Raw genomic sequence first — 21,390 nt, forward strand, 5'->3', positions numbered from 1 at the left:
CTGCTGCCGTGGAACTACCGGCCCGTTTGAGGTGACGCCGTCACCGGACGCTTACTCTGCGCCGCGGTGGCGAGCGACTTCGGCTTCGATCCCTTGTGGCTGCGCCTCGCGATCGGGGCGGCGCTGATGTGGAACCTGGAAGTCGCGCTCGCCGCCTACGCGACATTGGGTGCCATCGTCCTAATCAGCCGGTTGGCCGCCCCGGATATGCGCGCTGACGCGCCGGTGGAAGCACCGGCGGCGGTGACCGCCGCATCGCAGCAGGACAATGCGACGATCGAGCTCCAGCGTGCCGCCTGAGCGGCGTTTAGGCCTCGAGCTGGTGGATCAGCGTGCGCACCGCACCGTCGACATCGCGGTCGGTGTCGCGCAGCTCCTCGATCCGGCGAACGGCGTGGATCACCGTGCTGTGGTCGCGCCCGCCGAACTTGCGGCCGATCTCGGGCAGCGAGCGCGTCGTCATCCGCTTGGCGAGGTACATTGCGATCTGGCGCGGGCGCGCGACCGCGCGGGCGCGGCGGGCGGAGAGCAGGTCGATCTGCTTGATGTCGAAATGTTCGGACACGAGCTTCTGGATCTCATCGATCGTCACGCGCCGCTGCGCGCCGCGCAGCGTATCGCCGAGCACGCTCTGTGCGAAGCCGAGGTCGATGACCTCGCCGGTCAGCGAGGCATAGGCGACGACGCGGTTGAGCGCGCCTTCGACCTCACGGATCGACGAGGCGATGCGGCACGCGATCATATCGACCACCTCGGCCGGAACGACCGCGTCGGGAAGTTCGGCGAGTCGCTGCGCCAGCACCGCGCGCCGCAATTCCAGCGTCGAGCCCTTCACGTCGGCCACCAGCCCTGCGCTCATGCGGCCGAGGATGCGCGTTTCGACCCCGTCGAGCGCCTGCGGCGCGCGGTCGGCGGAGATCACCAGCCGCTTGCCCGCGGCCATGATCTCGTTGATCGTGTGGAAGAACTCCTCCTGCGTCGCATCCTTGCCCGCGATGAACTGGAGATCGTCGATCAGCAGCAGGTCGCAGCCGCGCAGACGCGACTTGAACGCGTGGGTGTCGCGCGCGCGCATCGCGGCGACGAAGTCGAACATGAACCGCTCCGCCGACATGCACAGCACGCGCGCGTGGGGGCGTGCGTCGAGGAAGGCGTGGCCGATCGCGTGCATCAGGTGCGACTTGCCCTGTCCGGTTCCGCCGTGAATGAACAACGGGCTGAACCGCACCGGACCCGGTTCGGCGAGCGCGCGCGCCGCGTTGAGCGCGACGAGGTTCGACGGATCGGCCACGAAGCGATCAAAGGTGTAGCGCGGATCGAGCGGTGGGCGCTCGATGGGCGGCACCGCGTCAGATACGGCGGGGCGCGGGGGCGCTGCGGCTGGTCGCGCCGCGAGATCGAGCAACGGCGCGGCAGGCGCAGCGACGGTGCGCGGAGCGGATGTCGTGGAAGCGAGCGGGGCTGCCGCGATCGCCACGACCTCCGGTGCCGCACTGGCGCGGCGGGTCTCGATGGTCACGCTGCGCACGCGGGGCAGCAACGCACGGAATTCGTGCACCAGCCGCTCGGCGTAATGGTTGCGGACCCAGTCGGTCATGAACGCGGACGGCAGCGCCAGGCGCACGTCCTCGCCATCGCACGGCTCGACCAGCGACATCGGAGCGAGCCATTGATCGAACAAGCGCGCACCGGCGGACAGACGCAGGTTGGCGCGGACGCGGGCCCACGCCCGGCCCGTGTCGCTCAACCCCGTCTGATCACCGCCTTGCAGCACGCACACGTCTCCCGTTGCCGCAAACAGCCCGTTCACGGCGCACCATCTTCAAAGGTCAGAACTGCCCTACGCGGTCCCCACCACGTCGGGTCGCCAAGCTGATCCGTTTGCCCCAACCGAACGATCGTCGGCCTGGAGCGACAGGATTAGGAACATGGGCGTGAGTCGATCAAGCCCGCGCGCGGACACAAAAACGAAATAAAGCGGATTGACACGGATTTCGGCGCTGAAACGCGTCGAAAATCTTATAAGTCGTTGTCTCTACACGCTTTTACTTTGTCGTTTTGTGCCCGGCCGAACACGAATCGCGGACTTAACTGGCTTTTTCAAACCGAGCCAACAGCGTCGGCATTTATGTTGCTCAAGGTTCCCGCTGATCGGCGTCGGGCATGAAAAAAGGCCCGCCGGATTACCTCCGGCGAGCCTTTAACAGCGCGTAAACGATGCGTCAGGCGAGCGCGGACAAACGCTTAGTCAGGCGCGAGAACTTGCGCGACGCGGTGTTCTTGTGGAGCACGCCCTTGGCAACGCCACGCGCCAGCTCGGGCTGCACCGCCGCGAGCGCCGTCGTCGCCGCCGCCTTGTCGCCCGACGCGAGCGCTGCCTCGACCTTCTTCACGAAGGTGCGAATGCGGCTGACGCGGGCACCGTTCACTTCGGCCCGACGCTCGTTGCGGCGGATGCGCTTCTTGGCTTGCGGCGTGTTCGCCATGTAGGTCCTCTGATCTGCTGAAAACGTTGACAAAGGGCGCGGGAACAGCCCGCCACCCTCTTGAAGGTGACGCGCATAGCGATGCGGAGACGAAGCGTCAACTCTTGCGGCGACCCGGGCGCGGTCGGCCTTCCTGACACGCGGGGCACCAGAAGGTCGAACGGCCCCCTTCGGCATAGCGCGCAACAGTGCCGCCGCATCCGCACGGCTCGCCCTCGCGGCCGTAAACCGCGAACTGCTTGGAGAAATAGCCGAGCTCGCCATCGGGCCGCGCGTAATCGCGCAGCGTCGATCCGCCCGCCTCGATCGCTGCATGGAGAACGAGTCGGATCGCATCGACCAGCCGCGCCAGATGCACGACACCGATCTCGCCCGCCGCGCGATGCGGGTCGATACGGGCGTCGTACAGCGCTTCGCACACGTAGATGTTGCCAAGGCCCGCGACCACGCGCTGATCGAGAAGCGCGAGTTTGATCGACGTGCGTTTGCCCGCAAGCGCGGCGTGCAGATAAGCGGCATCGAATGAAAAATCGAGCGGCTCGGGTCCGAGCGACTGGAACGCGGGAAACGACGCCAGCGTGTCGGTCGCGACCAGGTCGACCGAGCCGAACCGACGCGCATCGTTGAGCGCCAGGCGCCTTCCCTCACCCGTCTCGATCACCAAATGGTCGTGGAGGTGCAGTTCCTCCGGATCGACCCGCCAGCGCCCCGACATGCCCAGATGAAAGATCATCGTGTCGCCGCGATCGGTCCCGATCAGCCCGTATTTGGCGCGACGGTCGAGATCGGTCACGCGCGCGCCGGTCAGCCGCTGGCGCAGATCGTCGGGAAAGGCGCGGCGCAGGTTCGCGCGGCGCGTCTCGATCGATGCGATCACTAGGCCTTGGAGGACAGGGCGCAGACCCCGCACGGTTGTCTCAACTTCGGGAAGCTCTGGCACGTCTGGCGAGCTAGGTTGGGTTTGCTCGCCCGGCAAGGCTTGGCTAGAGCGGCGACGCCTCCCCTGCCCCGCGCTGGGGCCGTGCGCTTGCCCGGACCGTCCGGGCGCCGCGGGTGATGAACGGAAGTGAAACGTTGAGCGAGCAAGAAACCGTCTCCTTCGGCTACGAAGACGTATCCCCGACCGAGAAGACGCAGCGCGTGCGCGGCGTGTTCTCCAACGTGGCGAGCCGCTACGACCTGATGAACGACGCGATGTCGGCTGGCATGCACCGGTTATGGAAGGATCGCTTCGTGCGTCGCGTGAAGCCGCGTTCGGGCGAGCAGATCCTCGACATGGCGGGCGGCACCGGCGACATCGCGTTCCGCATGGCTCCATCAGGCGCGGCGATCACGGTGGCGGACATCAACCCCGAGATGCTGGGTGTCGGCATGAAGCGTGCGCAGGAGCGCGGGCTGACCGGATTGGTGTGGACGGAGGCGAATGCCGAGACGCTGACCTTTCCGGACAAGTTCTTCGACGCCTACACGATCGCATTCGGCATCAGGAACGTGACCGACATTCCGAAGGCGCTGCGCGAAGCACATCGCGTGCTACGGCGCGGCGGGCGGTTCTTCTGCCTCGAATTCTCCACCACCACCTGGCCGGGCTTCGGCGAGGTGTATGACGCCTACTCGCACAAGGTCGTGCCGCAGCTCGGCAAGCTCCTGGCAAACGATCCCGACAGCTACCGCTACCTGATCGAGTCGATCCGGCGCTTCCCCGACATGCCCGCATTCGAGCGGATGATCGGTGAAGCCGGCTTCGTGCGCACACAGGTCGAGCCGATGCTGGGCGGACTGGTCGCGATCCACAGCGGCTGGAAGATTTGACCTCCGCACTCGTCCACACCTGGCGCCTGCTGACGTGGGGCCGCACGCTGGCACGACACGGCGCGTTGCGCGGGATCGAGCGTGATCCCAACACGCCCGCGCGGTTACGCCGGCTGCTCCGTCTCGCGCGGTTCGGTGCACGCGTGCCCGAGCAGCCGCGTTACGCGGACGCGTTCGAAGCGCTCGGGCCGGCGGCGATCAAGTTAGGCCAAACGCTCGCCACCCGGCCCGACATCGTCGGCGAGGATGCCGCAAACGGACTGCTGCGCTTGCAGGACGCGGTGCCGCCGATTCCCTTCTCGGTCGTGTGCGCGCAGATGAAGGCGAGTTTTGGCCGCCCGCTCGACCAATTGTTCAGCGAGATCGAGGAAGTGCCCGTCGGCGCCGCGTCGATCGCGCAGGTGCACCGCGCGCTGACCACCGACGGGCGCCGCGTCGCGGTCAAGGTGCTTCGACCGAACGTCGAGGAAGACTTCGCGCGCGCGATCGATACCTATGAATGGGCGGCGGCGCAGATCGAGCCGATGGGCGGCGAACTCGCGCGACTGCAGCCGCGGCTGGTGATCGAGACGTTCAAGCGCTGGACCGCGCGCGAACTCGATCTCAGGCGCGAGGCGGCATCGTCGTCCGAACTCGCGGAGAACATGTCGGCCGAACCCGGCTTCCTGGTGCCTGCGATCGACTGGCAGCGCACCACCGGCAAGGTGCTGACCAGCGAGTGGATCGACGGGATCAAGCTGTCGAACCGTGCGGCGCTGATCTCGGCGGGCTACGACCTACCCGGGCTGGCGCGCGTGCTGATCCACGCCTTTCTGCGTCAGGCGATCGCCGATGGCTTCTTCCACGCCGACATGCACCAGGGAAACCTGTTCGCGGTGCCGGGCAACCGCGTCGTTGCGATCGATTTTGGCATCATGGGACGGATCGACCGGCGCGCGCGGGTGTGGCTGGCGGAGATCCTCTACGGTCTGATTACGGGCAATTACCGCCGCGTGGCGGAGATCCATTTCGAGGCGGGCTACGTGCCGTCGCACCACGACGTGGGCGAATTCGCGACGGCGCTGCGCGCGGTAGGCGAGCCGATGCGCGGATTGCCGGTCAAGGAGATGTCGATCGGGATGATGCTCGATTCGCTCTTCTCGATCACGCGCGACTTCGACATGATCACGCAGCCGCACCTGCTGCTGCTGCAAAAGACGATGGTGATGGTGGAGGGCGTCGCCACCAGCCTCGATCCCGACATCAACCTGTGGGAAACGGCGGGGCCGTTCGTCGAGGAATGGATCCGCACCGAACTCGGGCCCGAGGCCGCGGTGGCGGACCGGATCGTCGCCGATGTGCGCACGCTCGCGCGCCTGCCCGACCTCGTTCGACGGATCGAGGCGCGTTACCCGGCACCCGGCGGCGCGCCACCTGCTCCGCCGCTGCCGCAGATCGAGGTGGTGCGGATCGGGTCGAGCTGGCGTTACGTCGCGGTCGCGGTGGTCAGTGCGGCGCTGGCGGTCGGCGCCACGTTGATCGGAACGGCGTGGTAGCAGTGGGCGAGCGCCGCTGGCTGCGCGTGGCCACGCGGGTCGCCTCGGTGCGGCGCACGACCGCGCGAGCGCTGCTGCTCGCCCTGGTGGTGCTGATGATCGCCGCTGCGCTGATCGCCGGTCCGCCCGTGGCGCTCGGCGATCAGGATCACGTCGCGTTGGTGGCAGCCATGCGCAACGGCAGCGATTATTACGGCCTGGTCGGCGGCATCGTACCCGCGGGTGCTTTTGCCGGGCGATTGATCCCGCTGCCGACCCTGGCGTTGATCGAGACCCGGATAGGCGTGCTCGGGATGATGATCCTGTTGTGCGGGGTGCTCGCGTCGATCCTGCTGAGCGGCTGGAACCGGATCGGTGAAACACTGACCGAAGTTCCGGCGCGGATCGGCGGTGCGCTGCTGCTGCTCGGCGGCGCGGCGGCGGGCGCCCTGCTGACGATCGTCGAACCTCATGCCGGCTGGATAGCGCTGCTCGCCGGCTGGTCGCTGCTGCTGCGGCAGCGCGGGCGCTGGATCGAGGCAGCGGCGATCGCCGCGGTGGCGGCGACGATCGATCCTGCGGCGCTGGTTCTCACCATCGTCATGGCCGCGGCAGCGCTGCGCGACGGCGACACGCCGGAGGCCGTGGGCTGGATTGCGGCAGCGGCGCTCGGTCTGGTGACGTGGCTCGCACACCGCATCGCGCTGTCGAGCATGGGCGTGGCTGCAATCGGGATCGGACCTGCGGCTTCGCCGATCGACGCGGCGGTGGCGGCGCTGCTGCCCGGCGTTTCCGCGCCGCTCGCCGCCGCCGTCTGGCTGCTCGCCATAGCAGGGTGGGCCTTCGGGCGTGGCGACCGGGCCGCGCGCATCGCCATCGCTTCGATCGCAGGCACAGCGACCGCATTCGTGCCGGGCATGCAGTCCGCCGCGACGCTCGCCATCGTGCTGCTCCCGCTGGGGCTGATGTTCGCGGTGGATGCAGTCGCATCGCTGACCCGCCACGCGACGAGTCGACGGCGGATCACGGTGACGCGGGTGGCGCGGTGAGGGCGATGACGGGTAGAACAACGACGTGAGCCGTATATTGCTGATCGTCGGCGGCGGGATCGCTGCCTACAAGGCCTGCGAGATCGTGCGCACCTTGCGCAAGCGCGGTCATTCGGTGCGCTGCGTGATGACCGAGGCGGCGTCGCATTTCGTCACCCCGATGACGCTCGCGGCGCTGTCCGAGGACAAGGTCTACACGACCTTGTGGGATTTGAAGGACGAGGCGGAGATGGGCCACATCCAGCTCAGCCGGGAGGCGGACCTGGTCGTCGTCGCGCCGGCCTCGGCCGATCTGCTGGCGCGCATGGCGAGCGGGATCGCCAACGATCTCGCAACGACCCTGCTGCTCGCGACCGACAAGCCCGTGCTCGCCGCCCCTGCGATGAACGTGCGGATGTGGCATCACGCCGCGACGCAGCGCAACGTCGCGCAACTGCGCGCCGACGGGGTCACCGTCATGGCGCCCGATGAAGGCGCAATGGCGTGCGGCGAATGGGGAGCAGGTCGCCTGCCGGAGCCCGACGCCATCGTCGCGGCGATCGAAGCGGCGTTGGCACCCTCCGGTGACCGGCCGCTCGCGGGCAAGCGCGTGATCGTCACCGCGGGGCCGACGCACGAGCCGATCGATCCGGTGCGCTACATCGCCAACCGATCCTCGGGCAAGCAGGGCTTCGCCATTGCGGCGGCACTCGCGACGCTGGGTGCCGAGGTGCGGCTGATTGCGGGTCCGGTCACGCTGCCGACACCGCCGGGCGTCACCCGCGTCGACGTGGAGACCGCGCGCGAGATGGCACAGGCCGTTGCCTCCGCCCTGCCCGCCGATGCGGCGGTGATGGTTGCGGCAGTCGCCGATTGGCGCGTCGACGCCAGCGCGGAACAGAAGATCAAGAAAGGCGACCGGCAACCCGCACTGACACTGGTCGAGAACCCTGACCTCCTCGCCGACCTCGCGCGCAGCGAGCATCGCCCGACGCTGCTGGTCGGCTTCGCTGCCGAAACCGAGCGCGTGGTCGAGCACGCATCGGCCAAGCTCACGCGCAAGGGGGCAGACTGGATCGTCGCCAACGATGTTTCGGGCGACGTGATGGGCGGCGACGCGAACACGGTCCATCTCGTGACCCGCGCGGGCGTGGAGAGCTGGACCAGATTGCCCAAGCATGATGTCGCGCTGCGGCTCGCACGAAAGATCGCCAATGCGCTTTGATCCTGTTCGCATTGCCGTGCAGCGCCTCGCGCATGGTGCCGGTCTCCCCCTTCCCGCCTACGCGACCACCGGCGCAGCCGGAATGGACGTCGTGGCGGCCGAGGATGCGGTGCTCGCGCCCGGCGCGCGTGCGGCGATCGCCACCGGTTTTGCGCTGGCGATCCCGGACGGCTATGAAGTGCAGGTGCGCCCACGATCCGGCCTCGCGCTGAAACACGGCATCACGTGCCTGAACACGCCGGGCACGATCGACAGCGACTATCGCGGCGAGGTGAAGGTTATCCTCGCCAATCTGGGTGCCGAACCGTTCGCGGTACGCCGGGGTGAACGGATCGCGCAGTTGGTACCCGCGCCGGTGCTCCGCGCCGAACTGAACGAGGTCGAGCATCTGGACGAAACCGCACGCGGCACCGGCGGGTTCGGCTCGACCGGGCGCTGATGCTGTTCGCGTTCGCCTTGCAGGTCGCGGCGACGATCGCCAGCCCACCCGCCGACTGGCGCGCGCTACCGCCGCTGCGTGCGCCGACGACGCCGGCGAGCGAACTCGTCTCGAACTATGTGCGCGACGAAGTGGAGGCCGGTCGCTGCGCGGCGCCGCGTCCCGGTGCGCTGTCGGTCGAGCTCGCGGTCTATGTCGCCGAGAACGGACGCGTGCGCCGGATCGTGCCGCGCGCGATCAATTGTCCGACTGTCGAGCAATATGCCTCGGGCGTGGCGCTTCGCAGCCTGCGCGGCCAGGTGGAACCGCCCGAAGTGGTCGGGTGGCACCGCATGACGATCTCATTCGCGTGGCAGTGACGCTGTCGACGGACGAGCTCGCGCGCTACGCGCGCCACGTCATCCTGCCCGAGGTTGGCGGCGGGGGGCAGATGCGGCTCAAACGCGCGCAGGTAACGGTGATCGGCGCCGGCGGTATCGGATCGCCCGCATTGCAATATCTCGCAGGCGCGGGCTTCGGGCGCGTCATCGTCATCGACGACGACCGCATTGACACCTCCAACCTGCACCGGCAAACCCTGTTCTCCGGCGACGAGCGCGGCGCGCCGAAGGCGGAACGCGCGGTCGCGGCGATCAGGCGGATCAACCCCCACGTCGACGCACGGGCAAGTGTGGCACGTATCGATGCCGATAATGCCGCCCAGCTGCTCGCCGACGCCAACGTGGTGATCGACGGCAGCGACAATTTCGCGACCCGCTTTGCGGTCGCCGATGCGACGCTCGCCAGACGCATACCGCTCGTGTCCTCGGCCGTAAGCCGATTCGAGGGACAGGTCGCCGTGTTTCGCGGCTGGGAAGCCGACAAGCCGTGCTACCGCTGCTTCGTCGGGAGTGATCCGGCGCGCGAGGGTTTGACGTGCGCGGAGGAAGGCGTGCTCGGCCCCGTCACCGGCGTGCTCGGCAGCATGGCGGCGTTGGAGGCGATCCGCGCAGTCACTCCGTTCGGTGAGGACAGCGCGGGCACGCTGCTCCTGATCGATCTGCTCGCACTGCGTTTCCGCACATTACGGCTGCCAAAGGACCCGGGTTGCCCGGCGTGCGGCGGCGCGATCGGGCGCGCCGCCTGACGCGTCAGCGCAGCAGCGTTTCCGCGAAGCTGCGCACCGCCGGGCCGATGTCGTCACGCGCGAGCGCGAGCGCCAGGTTCGCTTGGATGAAGCCGGCCTTGTCGCCGCAGTCGTAGCGTTCGCCATCGAAGGTAAAGCCGTGGAACGGCTGCTCGCCGATCAGCTGCGCCATCGCGTCGGTCAGCTGGATCTCGCCGCCTGCACCCTTTTCCTTACGATCGAGGATGCGCATGACCTCAGGCTGGAGAATGTAGCGGCCTGGGATCATCAGATTCGAGGGCGACGTGCCCTTTGCCGGCTTCTCGACCAGCGCGGTCACCTCGGTCAGGCGACCCTCGACCTTGCCCGGCGAGATGATGCCGTATTTGCTCGTTTCCTCGTCGGCGACCTCGAGCGCGCCGATGACGTTGCCGCCGACCTGGTTGTACGCTTCCACCATCTGCGCGGTGAAGTTGGGGCGGCCGACCATCAGTTCGTCGGGCAAGAGCACCGCGAACGGCTCGTCACCGACGATCTCGCGCGCGCACCACACTGCGTGACCCAACCCCAGCGGCTCCTGCTGGCGCACGTAGACGGGCGAGCCCGGCTGCTGGCGGATGCCGTCGATCAGCGACAGGCTCTTGCCGCGCTCGCGCATCGTCGCCTCGAGCTCGTAGGAGATGTCGAAATGATCCTCGAGCGCACCCTTGCCGCGCCCGGTGACGAAGATGATCTGCTCGATCCCCGCCTCCAGCGCTTCCTCGACCGCATACTGGATCAGCGGCTTGTCGACGACCGTCAGCATCTCCTTCGGCATCGCCTTGGTCGCCGGCAGGAAGCGCGTCCCCAGCCCCGCCACCGGGAACACCGCCTTGCGCACCTTCTTGATCGTCATCCGTGCCCCTCTCGGAAATCTGATCGGGGCGCTCTACCGACACGGCTCGCACCGGGCAAACGCGATATCATACAAAGTGATGCGCGCTGACGCTCGGGCTTGCTGATCGGTGCGGCAGCGACTAATCGCCTCCGCTTCGCCATCATGCTTCGTAAACTCTTCCGCGGCGCCCGCTCGACGGCTGCCACTCCGCCACCGATGATCCCGCCGGGCGAGCGCGTGTACGCGATCGGTGACGTGCACGGATGCGCGGCGCAGCTGGAACGCCTGCTGGCGATGATCGCCGACGACGAGGCTGGGCGCGGCCCCGCCGAGACGACCATCATCCTGCTGGGCGATCTCGTCGACCGCGGTCCGGCCTCGGCTCAGGCGATCGAGCAATTGATCGCGCTTCGTCATCGCGCGCCGAACACCCGCTTCATCGCCGGCAATCACGAAGAGGTATTCCTGCACGCGATCGACGGTGACGAGCAGGCATTGCGCATGTTCTGCCGTATCGGCGGACGCGAGACGATCATGAGCTACGGCGTGACCGGGCCCGAGTATGAGCGGCTGGATTACGCCGAACTCGCCGCGGAACTGGAGCGGATCGTCCCGGCAACCCACGTCGATTTCCTGAGGTCGTTCGAGGACGTGGTAACGGTAGGCGACTATGCCTTCGTCCACGCGGGCATCCGGCCCAATATTGCGCTTGCCTTGCAGAAGACCTCCGATCTGCGTTGGATTCGCGGCACGTTCCTCGATTTCGCTGGCCGGCACGAGAAGATGATCGTGCACGGTCACACGATCACGCCCGAGGTCGAGCGCAAGGCGGGACGCATCGGTATCGATACCGGTGCCTATGCCGGCGGCCCGTTGACCGCACTTGGTCTGGAAGGCGACGAGAGCTGGGTGTTGCAGGCGAGCGCCTGATCCTTTTTAGCCACGCCTATGTGCGAAATGTCACACCCACTGTCGTTGCGCTTGATTTCCGCGGATTGGCGCTATATCGGCGGGCGGGAAGCAAAGGGAGTTTCACATGCGTATTGCCAAGTACATGCTCGCCGCCGCTGCGGCGTCGGTTTCGGTTGCTCCGGCCATCGCCGCTCCGGTGAACGCCGCCAGCAGCCTGTCGGTCGCGCGCGCTACTGCGCCGTCGGCGAAGAAGAACGAGCTGGCCGGTGGCGGCTTCATCGTCGCGATCATCGCGGCGGCTGCCGTGATCGCGGGCATCATCGTTGTCGCCGACAACGACGACTCGCCCGACAGCAACTAAGTTCGGCGAACGCTGAAAAGAGATAGCGGCCTTCGGGCCGCTATTTTTTTGTCCGGGCTACGCTGTCCGGTGTCCTCCCAGCTCTGCAAACGCCATCAACACCGCCAGCAAGGGGCGGTGTGTCGCTAGGCCAAATGTTTGTTGCGCCTGGTGAACAAAGAAAAAGGGCAGAGTCGACATCGTCGACCCTGCCCTTTTCTGTACCAGTCGTTGCTGTGGCGGAGATCAGCGCCCCTGCGGTTCGCCTCCGGGGACGGCAGTGCCGCCGGGCATGCCGCCTTGCTGCTGCATCATCATCTGCTGCATGGCGCGGATCTGCGCCTCGGACATGAACTCGATCAGCTCGACATCGAACTGCAGCGTCGAATTGGCGGGGATCGGTCCCTTGTCCTCGGCGCCGTAAGCGAGCTCGGGCTTGATCCAGAAGCGGTATTTCGCGCCCTTGCTCATCAGCTTAAGCCCCTCGGTGAAACCGGGGATCATGCGCGCGACGGGAAGCGGGGTGGGCTGTTCCGATTTGTCGAAGACGGTGCCGTTCATCAGCCGGCCCTCGTACCGCACCAACGCCACGTCGCTGTCGGTCGGGTGCGGGCCGGTGCCCTGTTTCATGACCTTGTAGCGCAAGCCGCTGGGTGTCGTCTGAATGCCGGTTGAGCCAACCTTTGCAAGCGCGACACCCGCGACGAGCGCGAACGCCAGACCGAGCCACAGCCACAGAACATAGGCACGCTTGATCGGTGCGATCGGAACGGCGGTGACGGTCGACATGGATCAGCACACCTGCATTTGGCGCGGCCACACAGCGACCGCCATCACCCGTGGAAAATCACTAAAGTCACATCCCCAACGCGTACGCGCACGAGGGGGTGTGACCGGTACGCTTACCGTGCGCCGTCGCGCTCGGCACGCTTGCGCTCCAGCTTGCGCGCGCGGCGGACAGCGGCTGCACGCTCGCGTGCACGCTTCTCCGACGGCTTCTCGTAATGACGACGCAGCTTCATCTCGCGGTACACGCCCTCGCGCTGCAGCTTCTTCTTGAGCGCGCGAAGGGCCTGGTCGACGTTGTTGTCGCGAACGATGATCTGCATAAAACCAATGAACTCCGGGAAAACAGCTACAGCGGCGGCAGGCAGGCCTGCGCCGAACGCGACGCGTCTATCAGCTAGGTTGCTACTCCGCAAGCCGCGAAGGCGCGCCAATCAGGATGTTACGTGCACCGCACCGATCGCGCGACGGTGGCTGAGCGCCGGCACCCGCGCCTGCACGCGCGCGATCAGCCTGAGGTCGAGATCGACGTAGCCGAGCCCGGCACTCTCCCCCATGTCGAGCAGCACCTCACCCCAAGGATCGATGACGAGCGAATGGCCGTAGGTCTTACGTCCGTCGGCGTGACTCCCGGTTTGCGCCGCTGCGATCACGAAGGCACCGGCCTCGATCGCGCGGGCCCGCAACAGCACGTGCCAGTGCGCGGCGCCCGTCGGGCGGGTGAAGGCTGCAGGCACCGACAGGATGCGCGCCCCGGCATCGCTGAGTGCGCGGAACAGGTCGGGAAAGCGCAGATCGTAGCAGATCGTCATGCCCAGCCGGCCGAGCGGCGTGTCGATCGCCACCGCCCGCTCACCCGCGGCATAACTAGCCGACTCGCGCCAGCGTTCGCCGGTGGGCAGATCGACGTCGAACAGGTGCATCTTGTCATAGCGCGCGCGGACGTCGCCGTTCGCGTCGATCATTAAACCGCGATTGGCGAGCATGCCATCGGCGCGGCGAAGCGCGAGCGAGCCGAGATGAACCCAGATCCCGGCCGCGCGCGCCGCATCGGCAACCGCGGCGAGCACCGGATCATCCTGCTCGGCATGGATGTTCGATGCGGCACGTGCGCGGTCGCGGTCGAGCAGCCCCGACATTTCGGGCGTGAACAGCATCGCCGCCCCCGCCCGTCCCGCTTCCGTGATCGCTGTGACGAGCCCGTTGGCGTTGGCCGTGGGGTCGATCCCGGTGGTGGTCTGAGCGATGGCGATCTTCATGGCGTGCTTGTGCCACGCCGCGCGGGCGAACGCGCGCGCTTTCGTGCTTGAGCGTTCCCAGGCGAGTGGCTTGGCGCGCGCGCGCGGCTGCGGTTAAGAGGCCGCATGACCGGCGCTCCCCTCACCCTCTACAACAGCCTGACGCGTACGACCGAGCGGTTCGTGCCGATCGATCCCGACAACGTGCGCGTCTATTCGTGCGGGCCGACCGTCTACCATTATGCCCATATCGGTAATTTGCGCGCTTATGTGTTCACCGACACGCTATCGCGCGCGCTGACGTGGAAGGGCTGGTCGCTGACGCACGTCATCAACATCACCAACGTCGGCCATCTCACCTCGGACGCGGACGCCGGTGACGACAAGATGGAGGCAGCGGCGCGCGCGAGCGGACGCGACATCTGGGAGATCTCGCGGCACTACACGCAAGCGTTCAAGCGCAACCTGACCGACCTCAACATCCGCGAGCCGAGCCGCTTCCCGCTCGCGACCGATCACGTCGCCGAGATGATCGAATGGGGCGAAGCGATCGAGGCAAAGCATTGCTACCGCCTCGCCGACGGGCTCTACTTCGACGTGACGACGGTACCCGATTACGGCGCACTGGCAGGCGCGGCCGACGACGCGGCCGCCGGCCGAATCGACGCGGTCGCGGGCAAGCGGCACCCACAGGATTTCGCGATCTGGCGTACGACGCCTGCCGGCGAGACGCGGCAGATGGAGTGGGACTCGCCTTGGGGACGCGGTGCGCCGGGCTGGCACCTCGAATGTTCGGTGATGAGCCAAAAGTATCTCGGCGCGTCGTTCGACATCCACACCGGCGGGATCGACCATCGCGAGATCCACCATCCCAACGAGATCGCGCAGAACCAGGCTTACTGCGGCTGCGCCGACACTGGTGCGACCTTCTGGATGCACAACAACTTCCTCGTCGATCGCACGGGGAAGATGAGCAAATCGTCCGGCGAGACGCTGACGCTCGACGTGCTGGTCGCGCGGGGGTTTCATCCGTTGGCGTACCGGATGATGTGTTTGCAGGCACATTATCGCTCGGAGCTGGAATTCTCCTGGGACAATCTGGCGGCCGCGCAGGTGCGGTTGAAACGGCTGGTTCACGCGGTCGGTGCCCTGCGGGGCCGACCTGCGCAGGCGGGCGGCGCGTCGACCGACACGTACCGCGAGCAGCTCGACGCCGCGGTGTCGGACGATCTGAACACCGCGCGCGCGCTGCCGGTGCTCGACGCGCTTCTGGCTGACAAAAAGGTGTCGCCTGCCAATCGTCTGGCGGCGCTCGCCGACTTCGACGCGGTGCTGGGGCTCGGTTTGACCGACCTGACACGCGAGGCGTTGCGCGTGCGTCCTGCCGCTGCCACGATCGGGCCGGACGAGATCGAGGCGCGCTTGGCCGATCGACACGAGGCGCGCGCAGCGAAGGACTTTCCGCGATCGGACGCAATCCGCGACGAGTTGGCGGCGGCTGGGGTCGAGGTGATGGACGGCGATCCACTGGGTTGGGATTGGAAGGTGACGCTATGAAAGCCGTTCTGCCCGCGATCGCGCGACCGCTGCTCGAGGCCCGGTTGCCGAGCGACCTCGAGGTAAGCTGGTTCACCTCGCCCCAAGAGGCCAAGGCGATGATCGCCGATGCGGAGATCGCCTGGGTCGACATGCAGCCGACCGAGCATGTCGCGGATGCGATCCGCGCCGCCGGGCCCGAGCTCAAATGGGTGTCGACGATCTACGCCGGGCTTGATGCCTTCCCGCTCGACCTGCTGCGTGCGCGCGGCGTTACGCTGACCAACGGTGTCGGCATCAACGCGATCGCGGTGGCGGAATATGCCGTGATGGGCGTGCTGGTTGCGGCAAAACGCTACGACGAGGTCCTGCGGGCACAGGATCGGCGCGAATGGCCGAAGGATGCGCCCGGCAAGATCGAGCTCGCCGACACGCGCGCTTTGATCGTCGGGCTGGGCGCGATCGGTCGACTGATCGCGGATCGGCTCGGCGCGTTCGGGGTCGCGGTGACCGGCGTGACACGCTCGGGTCGCGACCGCACGCTAACGCCGGATGCGTGGCGCGCGCGGCTGGGCGAGTTCGATTGGGTGATTCTCGCCGCGCCCTCAACCGACGACACCAAGGCGATGATCGGCGCGGACGAGCTGGCGGCGATGAAGCGGGCCGCGTGGCTGATCAACATCGCGCGCGGTGACATGGTCGACGACGACGCGCTGCTCGCCGCGCTAAACGACCGGCGGATCGCGGGCGCGTTCCTCGATCCGACCAATCCCGAGCCGCTGCCATCGGATCACCCGTTGTGGAGCGCGCCCAATTGCATGATCACCATGCACCTGTCGGGCCGCAGCCAGACCAAGATGTTTCAGCGCGCCGCGGCGTTGTTCCTCGACAATCTGGCGGCGTATCGCGCTGGTCGCGCGCTGAAGAATGTCGCCGATCTCGATGCGGGCTATTGATTTCCCGCGGGCGGCAAACCGATTTTTCGATGCGACCGAAGGTTGATCGCTGATGAACGAACGCGCTTAGGTGATTGCGGCGCGCCAGTAATTTCCTTACCACGTTCTGGCTTTGAACCGGGAGTTTGGAGTTGGAAGCAAGATTGATGCTGGCTTACGGCCTGATCGCGGCGATCGCGCTGGTCGGAAGCGTGGTTGGGTTGGTGTGGTCAAAGAAGCGCAAGGCGCGCAAGCGGCGACTGCGTGGGATCAAATCCTATACGCCGGTCAGCGGTCGCTCCGCCGTGCAGTGAACGGCGCGGCACAGGAACGTTGAGCAGCACCGCATGGACCTGAACCTTCGCGGGCGAACGGCGATCGTCTGCGCATCGAGCCAGGGGCTCGGTCGCGGGTGTGCGCTGGCGCTGGCCGAGGCGGGCTGCACGGTCGTGCTGAATGGGCGCGACGAGGCAGCGCTGGCGCAGACCGCGGACGCGATCCGTGGCGCGACCGGCGGGCGTGTCGAACTGGTGGCGGGCGACATCGCCGAGGACATGACGCAGCAGGCGCTGGTCGCGGCGGCGGGCGGCGCGCCCGACATCCTGGTCAACAACAATGCCGGACCACCGCTGCGCGACTTTCGCGCGCTCGGCCGTGACGATCTGCACGCCGGGTTGGAAGCCAACATGGTTACGCCGATCCGGATGGTGCAGCGCGTGATCGACGGCATGGTGGAGCGTCGCTTCGGGCGGATCGTCTGCATCACCTCCGCGGCGGTCAAGGCTCCGGTCGGAGGGCTCGATCTGTCGAGCGGCGCGCGGGTCGGCCTGACCGGTTTTCTGGCCGGGGTGGCGCGTTCGGTCGCGCACGCCAATGTCACGATCAACTTCCTCTTGCCCGGCCTGTTCGAGACGCGGCGGCTCGCGGGCGTCCACGCCTTTGCGGCCAAGGCGCAGGGTGTGGACGTCGAGGAAGCGGCGCGACGCGCGCGCGAGCGGATACCGGCGCGCCGCTTCGGCGATCCCGACGAGTTCGGCGCTGCCTGCGCCTTTCTATGCTCGGACAAGGCAGGCTTCATCACGGGGCAGAGCCTGTTGATGGACGGCGGCGCGTTTCCCGGCGTGCTCTGACCGTTCCGGACGCTCGAACACTCTCGCCTCTACACTCGGTGTGCCAGGATCGGCTCATCACCCATTCAGCCGCGCCCCGATAGCGCCATGCACGCCGGGACGAGGAAGCGGGTGGTACATGCAGCGTCGCTGGCATTGGTTCGTCTTGTGGTTATTCTGTGCCGCCGGCTGGGCGCTGGCGATCGCCTATGTCGTGCAGGACGTGCGCGGCGGCGCGCTGGATCTGTTCTGATCGATTGTTCGAGCGGGGCGAACAGCGCAACATGGATTGCAAGGTTTCCTTCGTTGCGCGGAATGGCTAACGCGCGCACGGATTGTTGCTTCTGCTAGTTGATGGAATTTACCATGGCCGCTCACTGGGCCCCCGATAGCTGGACCCGCCACGAGGCGCGTCAGCTACCCACCTACCCCGATGCCGCAGCCTTGAAGGGCGCGACCGATCGCCTGTCGAGCTTTCCCCCGCTGGTGTTCGCGGGCGAGGCGCGCAATCTGACGACCGACCTCGCGCGCGTCGCCGAGGGCAAGGCGTTCCTGCTGCAAGGCGGCGACTGCGCGGAAAGCTTTGCCGAGTTCCACCCCAACAACATCCGCGATACCTTCCGCGTCCTCCTGCAGATGGCGGTGGTGCTGACGTTCGCCTCCAAGCTGCCGGTGGTGAAACTGGGGCGCATGGCGGGGCAATTCGCCAAGCCGCGCTCCGCCGATACCGAGACGATCAACGGCGTCGAACTGCCGAGCTACCGCGGCGACAACGTCAACGACATCGCGTTCACGTCCGAATCGCGCGTGCCCGATCCCGAGCGTATGGTGCGCGCCTATGCGCAGTCGGCGGCGACGCTCAACCTGTTGCGCGCGTTCGCGCAAGGGGGATACGCGAACCTGCATCAGGTCCATCGCTGGACGCACGACTTCATGGGCCGCAGTCCATGGGCGAAGAAATACGCCGAAACCGCCGACCGCATCGGCGAGGCGCTCGACTTCATGGAAGCGTGCGGGATCAGCCCGGATACGGTGCCGCAATTGTCGCAGACGACCTTCTACACCAGCCATGAGGCGCTGCTGCTGCCGTTCGAGCAGGCGATGGCGCGGCAGGACTCGCTGACCGGCGACTGGTACGACACCTCCGCACATTTCCTGTGGATCGGCGATCGCACGCGATTCGAAGGGTCGGCGCACGTCGAGTTCCTGCGCGGGATCGGCAATCCGATCGGGGTCAAGTGCGGACCGAGCCTGGAGCCCGACGCGCTGCTTCGCATGCTCGACACGCTCAACCCAGGTCGCGTGCCCGGGCGCATGACGCTGATCACGCGCTACGGCCACGACAAGATCGAGGTGCACCTGCCCCGACTCGTTCGCGCCGTGACGCGCGCGGGGCACCCGGTGATCTGGTCGTGCGACCCGATGCACGGCAATGTCGTGAAAGCGGCGAACGGCTACAAGACGCGGCCGTTCGACCGCATCCTGGCCGAAGTGCGCGGCTTCTTCGCGGTCCACCGTGCCGAGGGAACGCACGCGGGCGGCATCCATGCCGAGATGACCGGGCAGAACGTCACCGAATGTACCGGCGGCGCGATCGACGTGACCGAGCAGAGCCTGGCCGATCGCTACCACACCCATTGCGATCCGCGGCTAAACGCGGGGCAGAGCCTGGAACTCGCGTTTCTGCTCGCCGAGATGCTCAACACCGAGATGGCGGAGCGTCGCAAGGCAGCCTGAGGGGAGCAAGCGCGGGCCGGCTGCGCCGCAACCGGCCCGAAAACGCGGTAACGGCGACGATATCGTGCTTGACGCCGCACGCCCGGCCTCGTACCAGCGCGCCTCACACCGCACACGGCCCCTTCGTCTAGCGGTTAGGACGTCGCCCTCTCACGGCGAAAACACGAGTTCGATTCTCGTAGGGGTCACCAGGCGCTATATTCGCCTTCGTGCATGGTATGCCCACCAGCCACCTAGCGCTCTCCTTGCTCTGACGGGTTCATTCGGCTGCGGATTTTATCGCAGGAGCCGAATAGCGCAACTGTCAGCGGACCAAGCGAATATTGGCGATGGCCGGCGCATTTTGCGGTAGCTCGGCGACATGACCGATCTCGCCATCCTGTACGAACATCCGCAGTGGTTCGCGCCCTTGTTCGCCGCGCTCGACCGGCGCGGTGTCGATTACCGCGCCATTCATGCCGATGGTCTCGTCGTCGATCCCGCCGCGAGCGAGCCGCCCGCGCGCGTCGTGTTCAATCGTGTCGCGATGTCGAGCTTCCTGCGCGCACCAGAACACCCGATCTTTTTCGCCGCAGCAGCGCTGGCGCAGTGGCAGGCGTGCGGCGCGACCGTACTGAACGGAGCGAGCGCATTGGCGCTTGATGCCTCCAAGGCGCGGCAGCTCGCGCTCATCGCGCGACTTGGCCTGGGCATTCCAGCCACTCGCGTGGTGCATCGCGCCGCCGATCTGATCGCCGCCGCACGTACGCTGAGCTTCCCGATCATCGTCAAGGCCAACATCGGCGGATCGGGTGCCGGGATCGTCCGCTATGACGACTTGGGATCGCTCGGCGCCGCGGTGGCGGACGGGCTCGTTCCCGACAGCATCGACCGCGTATTGCTGGTGCAGGAATATGTGCAACCGCGCGACGGGACAATCACGCGGATCGAGACGCTCGGCGGACGCTATCTCTACGCGTTGGAGGTCGATGGCGGCGGCAGTTTCGACCTTTGTCCGGCCGATGCGTGTGCGCTTCCGGGCCGCCCGACGATCACGATGAAGGCAGTCGAGCCCGCACCGGCGCTGATCGCGGGCGCGGAGGCGATCGTCGCCGCGGCTGGCATCGACGTCGGCGGCGTCGAGGTGCTGATCGACCGTGACGGGACGCCGCGCTTCTACGACGTCAATGCCTTATCCAATTTCGTCGCCGATCCGTTGAACGTGCTGGGCTGGGACCCGCACGAGCGGCTGGTCGATTGGCTTCAACTGCGGATCGCGGAGGCACGCGCGTGAGATACGGTTACTGGATGCCCGTCTTCGGCGGCTGGCTGCGCAACGTTCCCGACGAGGGCATGGAAGCGACGTGGGATTACGCCAAGCGCCTGGCGCAGGCGTCCGAGCGCTGGGGCTATGATCTGACGCTGATCGCCGAGTTGAACCTCAACGACATCAAGGGTGTGGAGCAACCCGCGCTCGACGCTTGGTCGACCGCCGCCGCGCTCGCCGCGGTGACCGAGCGGCTGGAGCTGATGGTCGCGGTGCGCCCCAACTTCCACCACCCTGCGCTGTTCGCCAAGGCTGCCGCGAACATCGACCGGATCGCGGGCGGGCGCCTGTCGCTCAACGTCGTGTCGAGCTGGTGGGCGGACGAGGCACGCCAGTACGGATTGCAATTCGACCAGCATGACGATCGCTACGCGCGCACCACCGAATGGCTCGACGTCGTCGACGGCCTCTGGCGCGAGGACCGGTTCAGCTACCAGGGGCGCTTCTACACGACCGAGGACGCAATCTGCGCCCCCAAGCCGAAGAGCCCGCCGATCATCTACGCTGGCGGCGAGAGCGACGCGGCGAAGGCGATGATCGCCGCGCAGTGTGACGCTTACGTGATGCACGGCGACCCCGCCTCGGCGATCGCGCCCAAGATCGCCGACATGCGCCAACGCCGCGCGGCGGCGGGCGGCGCGGCGATGACGTTCGGCATGGCCGCCTACGCGATCGTGCGCGACAGCGAGGCGGAGGCAAAGCGCGAGCTCGAGCGGATCACCACGGTATCCGAACTGCCCGCAGGCTATGCCAATTTCGATCAATGGCTGTCGGGCACGCAATTGGAGCGCGAGCTGAAGCTCCAGGAATATTCGGTGTCGAACCGTGGGCTACGGCCGAATCTCGTCGGCACACCCGAGCAGTTGAAGGAGCGCATCGCCGAATACGAGGCCGCGGGGCTCGACCTGCTGCTGCTGCAGATGAGCCCGCAGGCCGAGGAGATGGAGCGTTTCGCCGCGCAGGTGATGGGAACGCACGTGGCCGAGCCCGCATGAGCGTTGACGA

Annotated in this window: 24 protein-coding genes and 1 tRNA gene; 18 read left to right on the plus strand and 7 right to left on the minus strand. The window is 67.0% G+C overall.

The genetic code is table 11. The features are described 5' to 3' along the window. Positions 1 to 66 precede the first annotated feature (66 nt). Positions 67 to 300 (plus strand): hypothetical protein, encoded by a 234-nt coding sequence (locus Q0579_RS05345; protein WP_298809962.1) that lies wholly within the window; start codon positions 67 to 69, stop codon positions 298 to 300. Between the two features lie 7 nt (positions 301 to 307). On the opposite strand, the gene dnaA is transcribed toward Q0579_RS05345, so the two are convergent. From dnaA to mutM, 3 genes are all read right to left on the minus strand, one after another. Then, a complete protein-coding gene (dnaA, locus tag Q0579_RS05350; RefSeq protein ID WP_298810187.1) occupies positions 308 to 1,780 on the minus strand; it encodes a chromosomal replication initiator protein DnaA in 1,473 nt (490 codons plus the stop codon). Between the two features lie 442 nt (positions 1,781 to 2,222). Next, positions 2,223 to 2,486 (minus strand): 30S ribosomal protein S20, encoded by a 264-nt coding sequence (gene rpsT / locus Q0579_RS05355; protein WP_019514925.1) that lies wholly within the window; start codon positions 2,484 to 2,486, stop codon positions 2,223 to 2,225. A 97-nt stretch (positions 2,487 to 2,583) separates the two neighbouring features. Next, on the minus strand, positions 2,584 to 3,426 hold the full coding sequence (gene mutM, locus Q0579_RS05360) for a bifunctional DNA-formamidopyrimidine glycosylase/DNA-(apurinic or apyrimidinic site) lyase (protein WP_298809971.1): 843 nt from the start codon (positions 3,424 to 3,426) through the stop codon (positions 2,584 to 2,586). Between the two features lie 116 nt (positions 3,427 to 3,542). On the opposite strand from mutM, the gene Q0579_RS05365 reads away from it, so the two are divergent. From Q0579_RS05365 to Q0579_RS05395, 7 genes are read left to right on the plus strand one after another with little or no spacing between them, the layout of a single operon-like run. Then, complete coding sequence (locus Q0579_RS05365; RefSeq protein ID WP_298809974.1) at positions 3,543 to 4,298, plus strand: class I SAM-dependent methyltransferase; 756 nt, start codon at positions 3,543 to 3,545, stop codon at positions 4,296 to 4,298. After that, on the plus strand, positions 4,295 to 5,833 hold the full coding sequence (gene ubiB, locus Q0579_RS05370) for a 2-polyprenylphenol 6-hydroxylase (RefSeq protein ID WP_298809975.1): 1,539 nt from the start codon (positions 4,295 to 4,297) through the stop codon (positions 5,831 to 5,833). Before Q0579_RS05365 ends, ubiB begins: the two co-directional genes overlap by 4 nt. A 2-nt stretch (positions 5,834 to 5,835) precedes the next feature. Next, a complete protein-coding gene (locus Q0579_RS05375) occupies positions 5,836 to 6,861 on the plus strand; it encodes a hypothetical protein (protein WP_298809977.1) in 1,026 nt (341 codons plus the stop codon). Positions 6,862 to 6,886: 25 nt separating this feature from the next. Continuing rightward, complete coding sequence (gene coaBC, locus Q0579_RS05380; protein ID WP_298809980.1) at positions 6,887 to 8,065, plus strand: bifunctional phosphopantothenoylcysteine decarboxylase/phosphopantothenate--cysteine ligase CoaBC; 1,179 nt, start codon at positions 6,887 to 6,889, stop codon at positions 8,063 to 8,065. Further along, on the plus strand, positions 8,055 to 8,504 hold the full coding sequence (gene dut, locus Q0579_RS05385; protein ID WP_298809982.1) for a dUTP diphosphatase: 450 nt from the start codon (positions 8,055 to 8,057) through the stop codon (positions 8,502 to 8,504). The genes coaBC and dut overlap by 11 nt, the downstream gene beginning before the upstream one ends. Beyond that, on the plus strand, positions 8,504 to 8,863 hold the full coding sequence (locus Q0579_RS05390; protein WP_298809985.1) for a hypothetical protein: 360 nt from the start codon (positions 8,504 to 8,506) through the stop codon (positions 8,861 to 8,863). The genes dut and Q0579_RS05390 overlap by 1 nt, the downstream gene beginning before the upstream one ends. Beyond that, positions 8,860 to 9,630: a HesA/MoeB/ThiF family protein gene (locus Q0579_RS05395; protein WP_298810189.1), complete on the plus strand. Its 771-nt coding sequence runs from the start codon at positions 8,860 to 8,862 to the stop codon at positions 9,628 to 9,630. The genes Q0579_RS05390 and Q0579_RS05395 overlap by 4 nt, the downstream gene beginning before the upstream one ends. A gap of 4 nt (positions 9,631 to 9,634) precedes the next feature. Here the strand turns inward: Q0579_RS05395 and galU are convergent, their stop codons facing one another. Beyond that, positions 9,635 to 10,504: a UTP--glucose-1-phosphate uridylyltransferase GalU gene (galU, locus tag Q0579_RS05400; protein WP_298809988.1), complete on the minus strand. Its 870-nt coding sequence runs from the start codon at positions 10,502 to 10,504 to the stop codon at positions 9,635 to 9,637. A gap of 144 nt (positions 10,505 to 10,648) precedes the next feature. On the opposite strand from galU, the gene Q0579_RS05405 reads away from it, so the two are divergent. Further along, complete coding sequence (locus Q0579_RS05405) at positions 10,649 to 11,416, plus strand: metallophosphoesterase family protein (protein ID WP_298809991.1); 768 nt, start codon at positions 10,649 to 10,651, stop codon at positions 11,414 to 11,416. 106 nt (positions 11,417 to 11,522) lie between these two features. Further along, positions 11,523 to 11,759 carry a hypothetical protein gene (locus Q0579_RS05410; RefSeq protein WP_298809994.1) on the plus strand — a complete coding sequence of 79 codons (237 nt, stop codon included), beginning with the start codon at positions 11,523 to 11,525 and terminating at the stop codon, positions 11,757 to 11,759. A gap of 225 nt (positions 11,760 to 11,984) precedes the next feature. Here Q0579_RS05410 and Q0579_RS05415 read toward each other — a convergent pair whose 3' ends face one another. The 3 genes from Q0579_RS05415 to Q0579_RS05425 form a co-directional block, all read right to left on the minus strand. After that, entirely contained in the window at positions 11,985 to 12,527 is a 543-nt protein-coding gene (locus tag Q0579_RS05415; protein ID WP_298809997.1) for an FKBP-type peptidyl-prolyl cis-trans isomerase, read from the minus strand. 113 nt (positions 12,528 to 12,640) lie between these two features. After that, positions 12,641 to 12,847 (minus strand): 30S ribosomal protein S21, encoded by a 207-nt coding sequence (rpsU, locus tag Q0579_RS05420; RefSeq protein WP_007404630.1) that lies wholly within the window; start codon positions 12,845 to 12,847, stop codon positions 12,641 to 12,643. 111 nt (positions 12,848 to 12,958) lie between these two features. Continuing rightward, a complete protein-coding gene (locus tag Q0579_RS05425) occupies positions 12,959 to 13,783 on the minus strand; it encodes a carbon-nitrogen hydrolase family protein (protein WP_298810000.1) in 825 nt (274 codons plus the stop codon). A gap of 105 nt (positions 13,784 to 13,888) precedes the next feature. Here Q0579_RS05425 and cysS point away from each other — a divergent pair, with 105 nt between their 5' ends. The 8 genes from cysS to Q0579_RS05465 all read left to right on the plus strand — a co-directional run bounded on the left by cysS (position 13,889) and on the right by Q0579_RS05465 (position 21,380). Beyond that, positions 13,889 to 15,319 carry a cysteine--tRNA ligase gene (cysS, locus tag Q0579_RS05430; protein WP_298810002.1) on the plus strand — a complete coding sequence of 477 codons (1,431 nt, stop codon included), beginning with the start codon at positions 13,889 to 13,891 and terminating at the stop codon, positions 15,317 to 15,319. Continuing rightward, complete coding sequence (locus Q0579_RS05435; RefSeq protein ID WP_298810003.1) at positions 15,316 to 16,254, plus strand: D-2-hydroxyacid dehydrogenase; 939 nt, start codon at positions 15,316 to 15,318, stop codon at positions 16,252 to 16,254. Before cysS ends, Q0579_RS05435 begins: the two co-directional genes overlap by 4 nt. A gap of 146 nt (positions 16,255 to 16,400) precedes the next feature. After that, complete coding sequence (locus Q0579_RS05440) at positions 16,401 to 16,547, plus strand: hypothetical protein (RefSeq protein WP_298810004.1); 147 nt, start codon at positions 16,401 to 16,403, stop codon at positions 16,545 to 16,547. 33 nt (positions 16,548 to 16,580) lie between these two features. After that, on the plus strand, positions 16,581 to 17,363 hold the full coding sequence (locus tag Q0579_RS05445) for an SDR family oxidoreductase (protein WP_298810007.1): 783 nt from the start codon (positions 16,581 to 16,583) through the stop codon (positions 17,361 to 17,363). A 345-nt stretch (positions 17,364 to 17,708) separates the two neighbouring features. Continuing rightward, on the plus strand, positions 17,709 to 19,079 hold the full coding sequence (locus Q0579_RS05450) for a class II 3-deoxy-7-phosphoheptulonate synthase (RefSeq protein WP_298810009.1): 1,371 nt from the start codon (positions 17,709 to 17,711) through the stop codon (positions 19,077 to 19,079). Positions 19,080 to 19,195: 116 nt separating this feature from the next. Continuing rightward, positions 19,196 to 19,270, plus strand: a tRNA-Glu gene (locus tag Q0579_RS05455). 170 nt (positions 19,271 to 19,440) lie between these two features. Beyond that, positions 19,441 to 20,352, plus strand: a complete 912-nt coding sequence (locus Q0579_RS05460; protein ID WP_298810010.1) for an alpha-L-glutamate ligase — start codon at positions 19,441 to 19,443, stop codon at positions 20,350 to 20,352. Next, the gene (locus Q0579_RS05465; RefSeq protein ID WP_298810012.1) at positions 20,349 to 21,380 is read left to right on the plus strand and encodes an LLM class flavin-dependent oxidoreductase; all 1,032 of its coding nucleotides are present in this window, start codon (positions 20,349 to 20,351) and stop codon (positions 21,378 to 21,380) included. The genes Q0579_RS05460 and Q0579_RS05465 overlap by 4 nt, the downstream gene beginning before the upstream one ends. The last annotated feature ends 10 nt before the right edge of the window (positions 21,381 to 21,390 follow it).

The organism is uncultured Sphingomonas sp., assembly GCF_936927845.1.
Taxonomy (GTDB): Bacteria; Pseudomonadota; Alphaproteobacteria; order Sphingomonadales; family Sphingomonadaceae; genus Sphingomonas.

Coding starts and splice junctions, on each gene's coding strand:
- Q0579_RS05435 (WP_298810003.1), top strand. CDS start 15,316: ATGAAAGCCGTTCTGCCCGCGATCGCGCGACCGCTGCTCGAGGCCCGG.
- rpsU (WP_007404630.1), bottom strand. CDS start 12,847: ATGCAGATCATCGTTCGCGACAACAACGTCGACCAGGCCCTTCGCGCG.
- dut (WP_298809982.1), top strand. CDS start 8,055: ATGCGCTTTGATCCTGTTCGCATTGCCGTGCAGCGCCTCGCGCATGGT.
- Q0579_RS05445 (WP_298810007.1), top strand. CDS start 16,581: ATGGACCTGAACCTTCGCGGGCGAACGGCGATCGTCTGCGCATCGAGC.
- Q0579_RS05450 (WP_298810009.1), top strand. CDS start 17,709: ATGGCCGCTCACTGGGCCCCCGATAGCTGGACCCGCCACGAGGCGCGT.
- Q0579_RS05440 (WP_298810004.1), top strand. CDS start 16,401: ATGCTGGCTTACGGCCTGATCGCGGCGATCGCGCTGGTCGGAAGCGTG.
- Q0579_RS05425 (WP_298810000.1), bottom strand. CDS start 13,783: ATGAAGATCGCCATCGCTCAGACCACCACCGGGATCGACCCCACGGCC.
- cysS (WP_298810002.1), top strand. CDS start 13,889: ATGACCGGCGCTCCCCTCACCCTCTACAACAGCCTGACGCGTACGACC.
- Q0579_RS05365 (WP_298809974.1), top strand. CDS start 3,543: ATGAACGGAAGTGAAACGTTGAGCGAGCAAGAAACCGTCTCCTTCGGC.
- Q0579_RS05390 (WP_298809985.1), top strand. CDS start 8,504: ATGCTGTTCGCGTTCGCCTTGCAGGTCGCGGCGACGATCGCCAGCCCA.
- Q0579_RS05415 (WP_298809997.1), bottom strand. CDS start 12,527: ATGTCGACCGTCACCGCCGTTCCGATCGCACCGATCAAGCGTGCCTAT.
- Q0579_RS05410 (WP_298809994.1), top strand. CDS start 11,523: ATGCGTATTGCCAAGTACATGCTCGCCGCCGCTGCGGCGTCGGTTTCG.
- rpsT (WP_019514925.1), bottom strand. CDS start 2,486: ATGGCGAACACGCCGCAAGCCAAGAAGCGCATCCGCCGCAACGAGCGT.
- Q0579_RS05460 (WP_298810010.1), top strand. CDS start 19,441: ATGACCGATCTCGCCATCCTGTACGAACATCCGCAGTGGTTCGCGCCC.
- Q0579_RS05405 (WP_298809991.1), top strand. CDS start 10,649: ATGCTTCGTAAACTCTTCCGCGGCGCCCGCTCGACGGCTGCCACTCCG.
- galU (WP_298809988.1), bottom strand. CDS start 10,504: ATGACGATCAAGAAGGTGCGCAAGGCGGTGTTCCCGGTGGCGGGGCTG.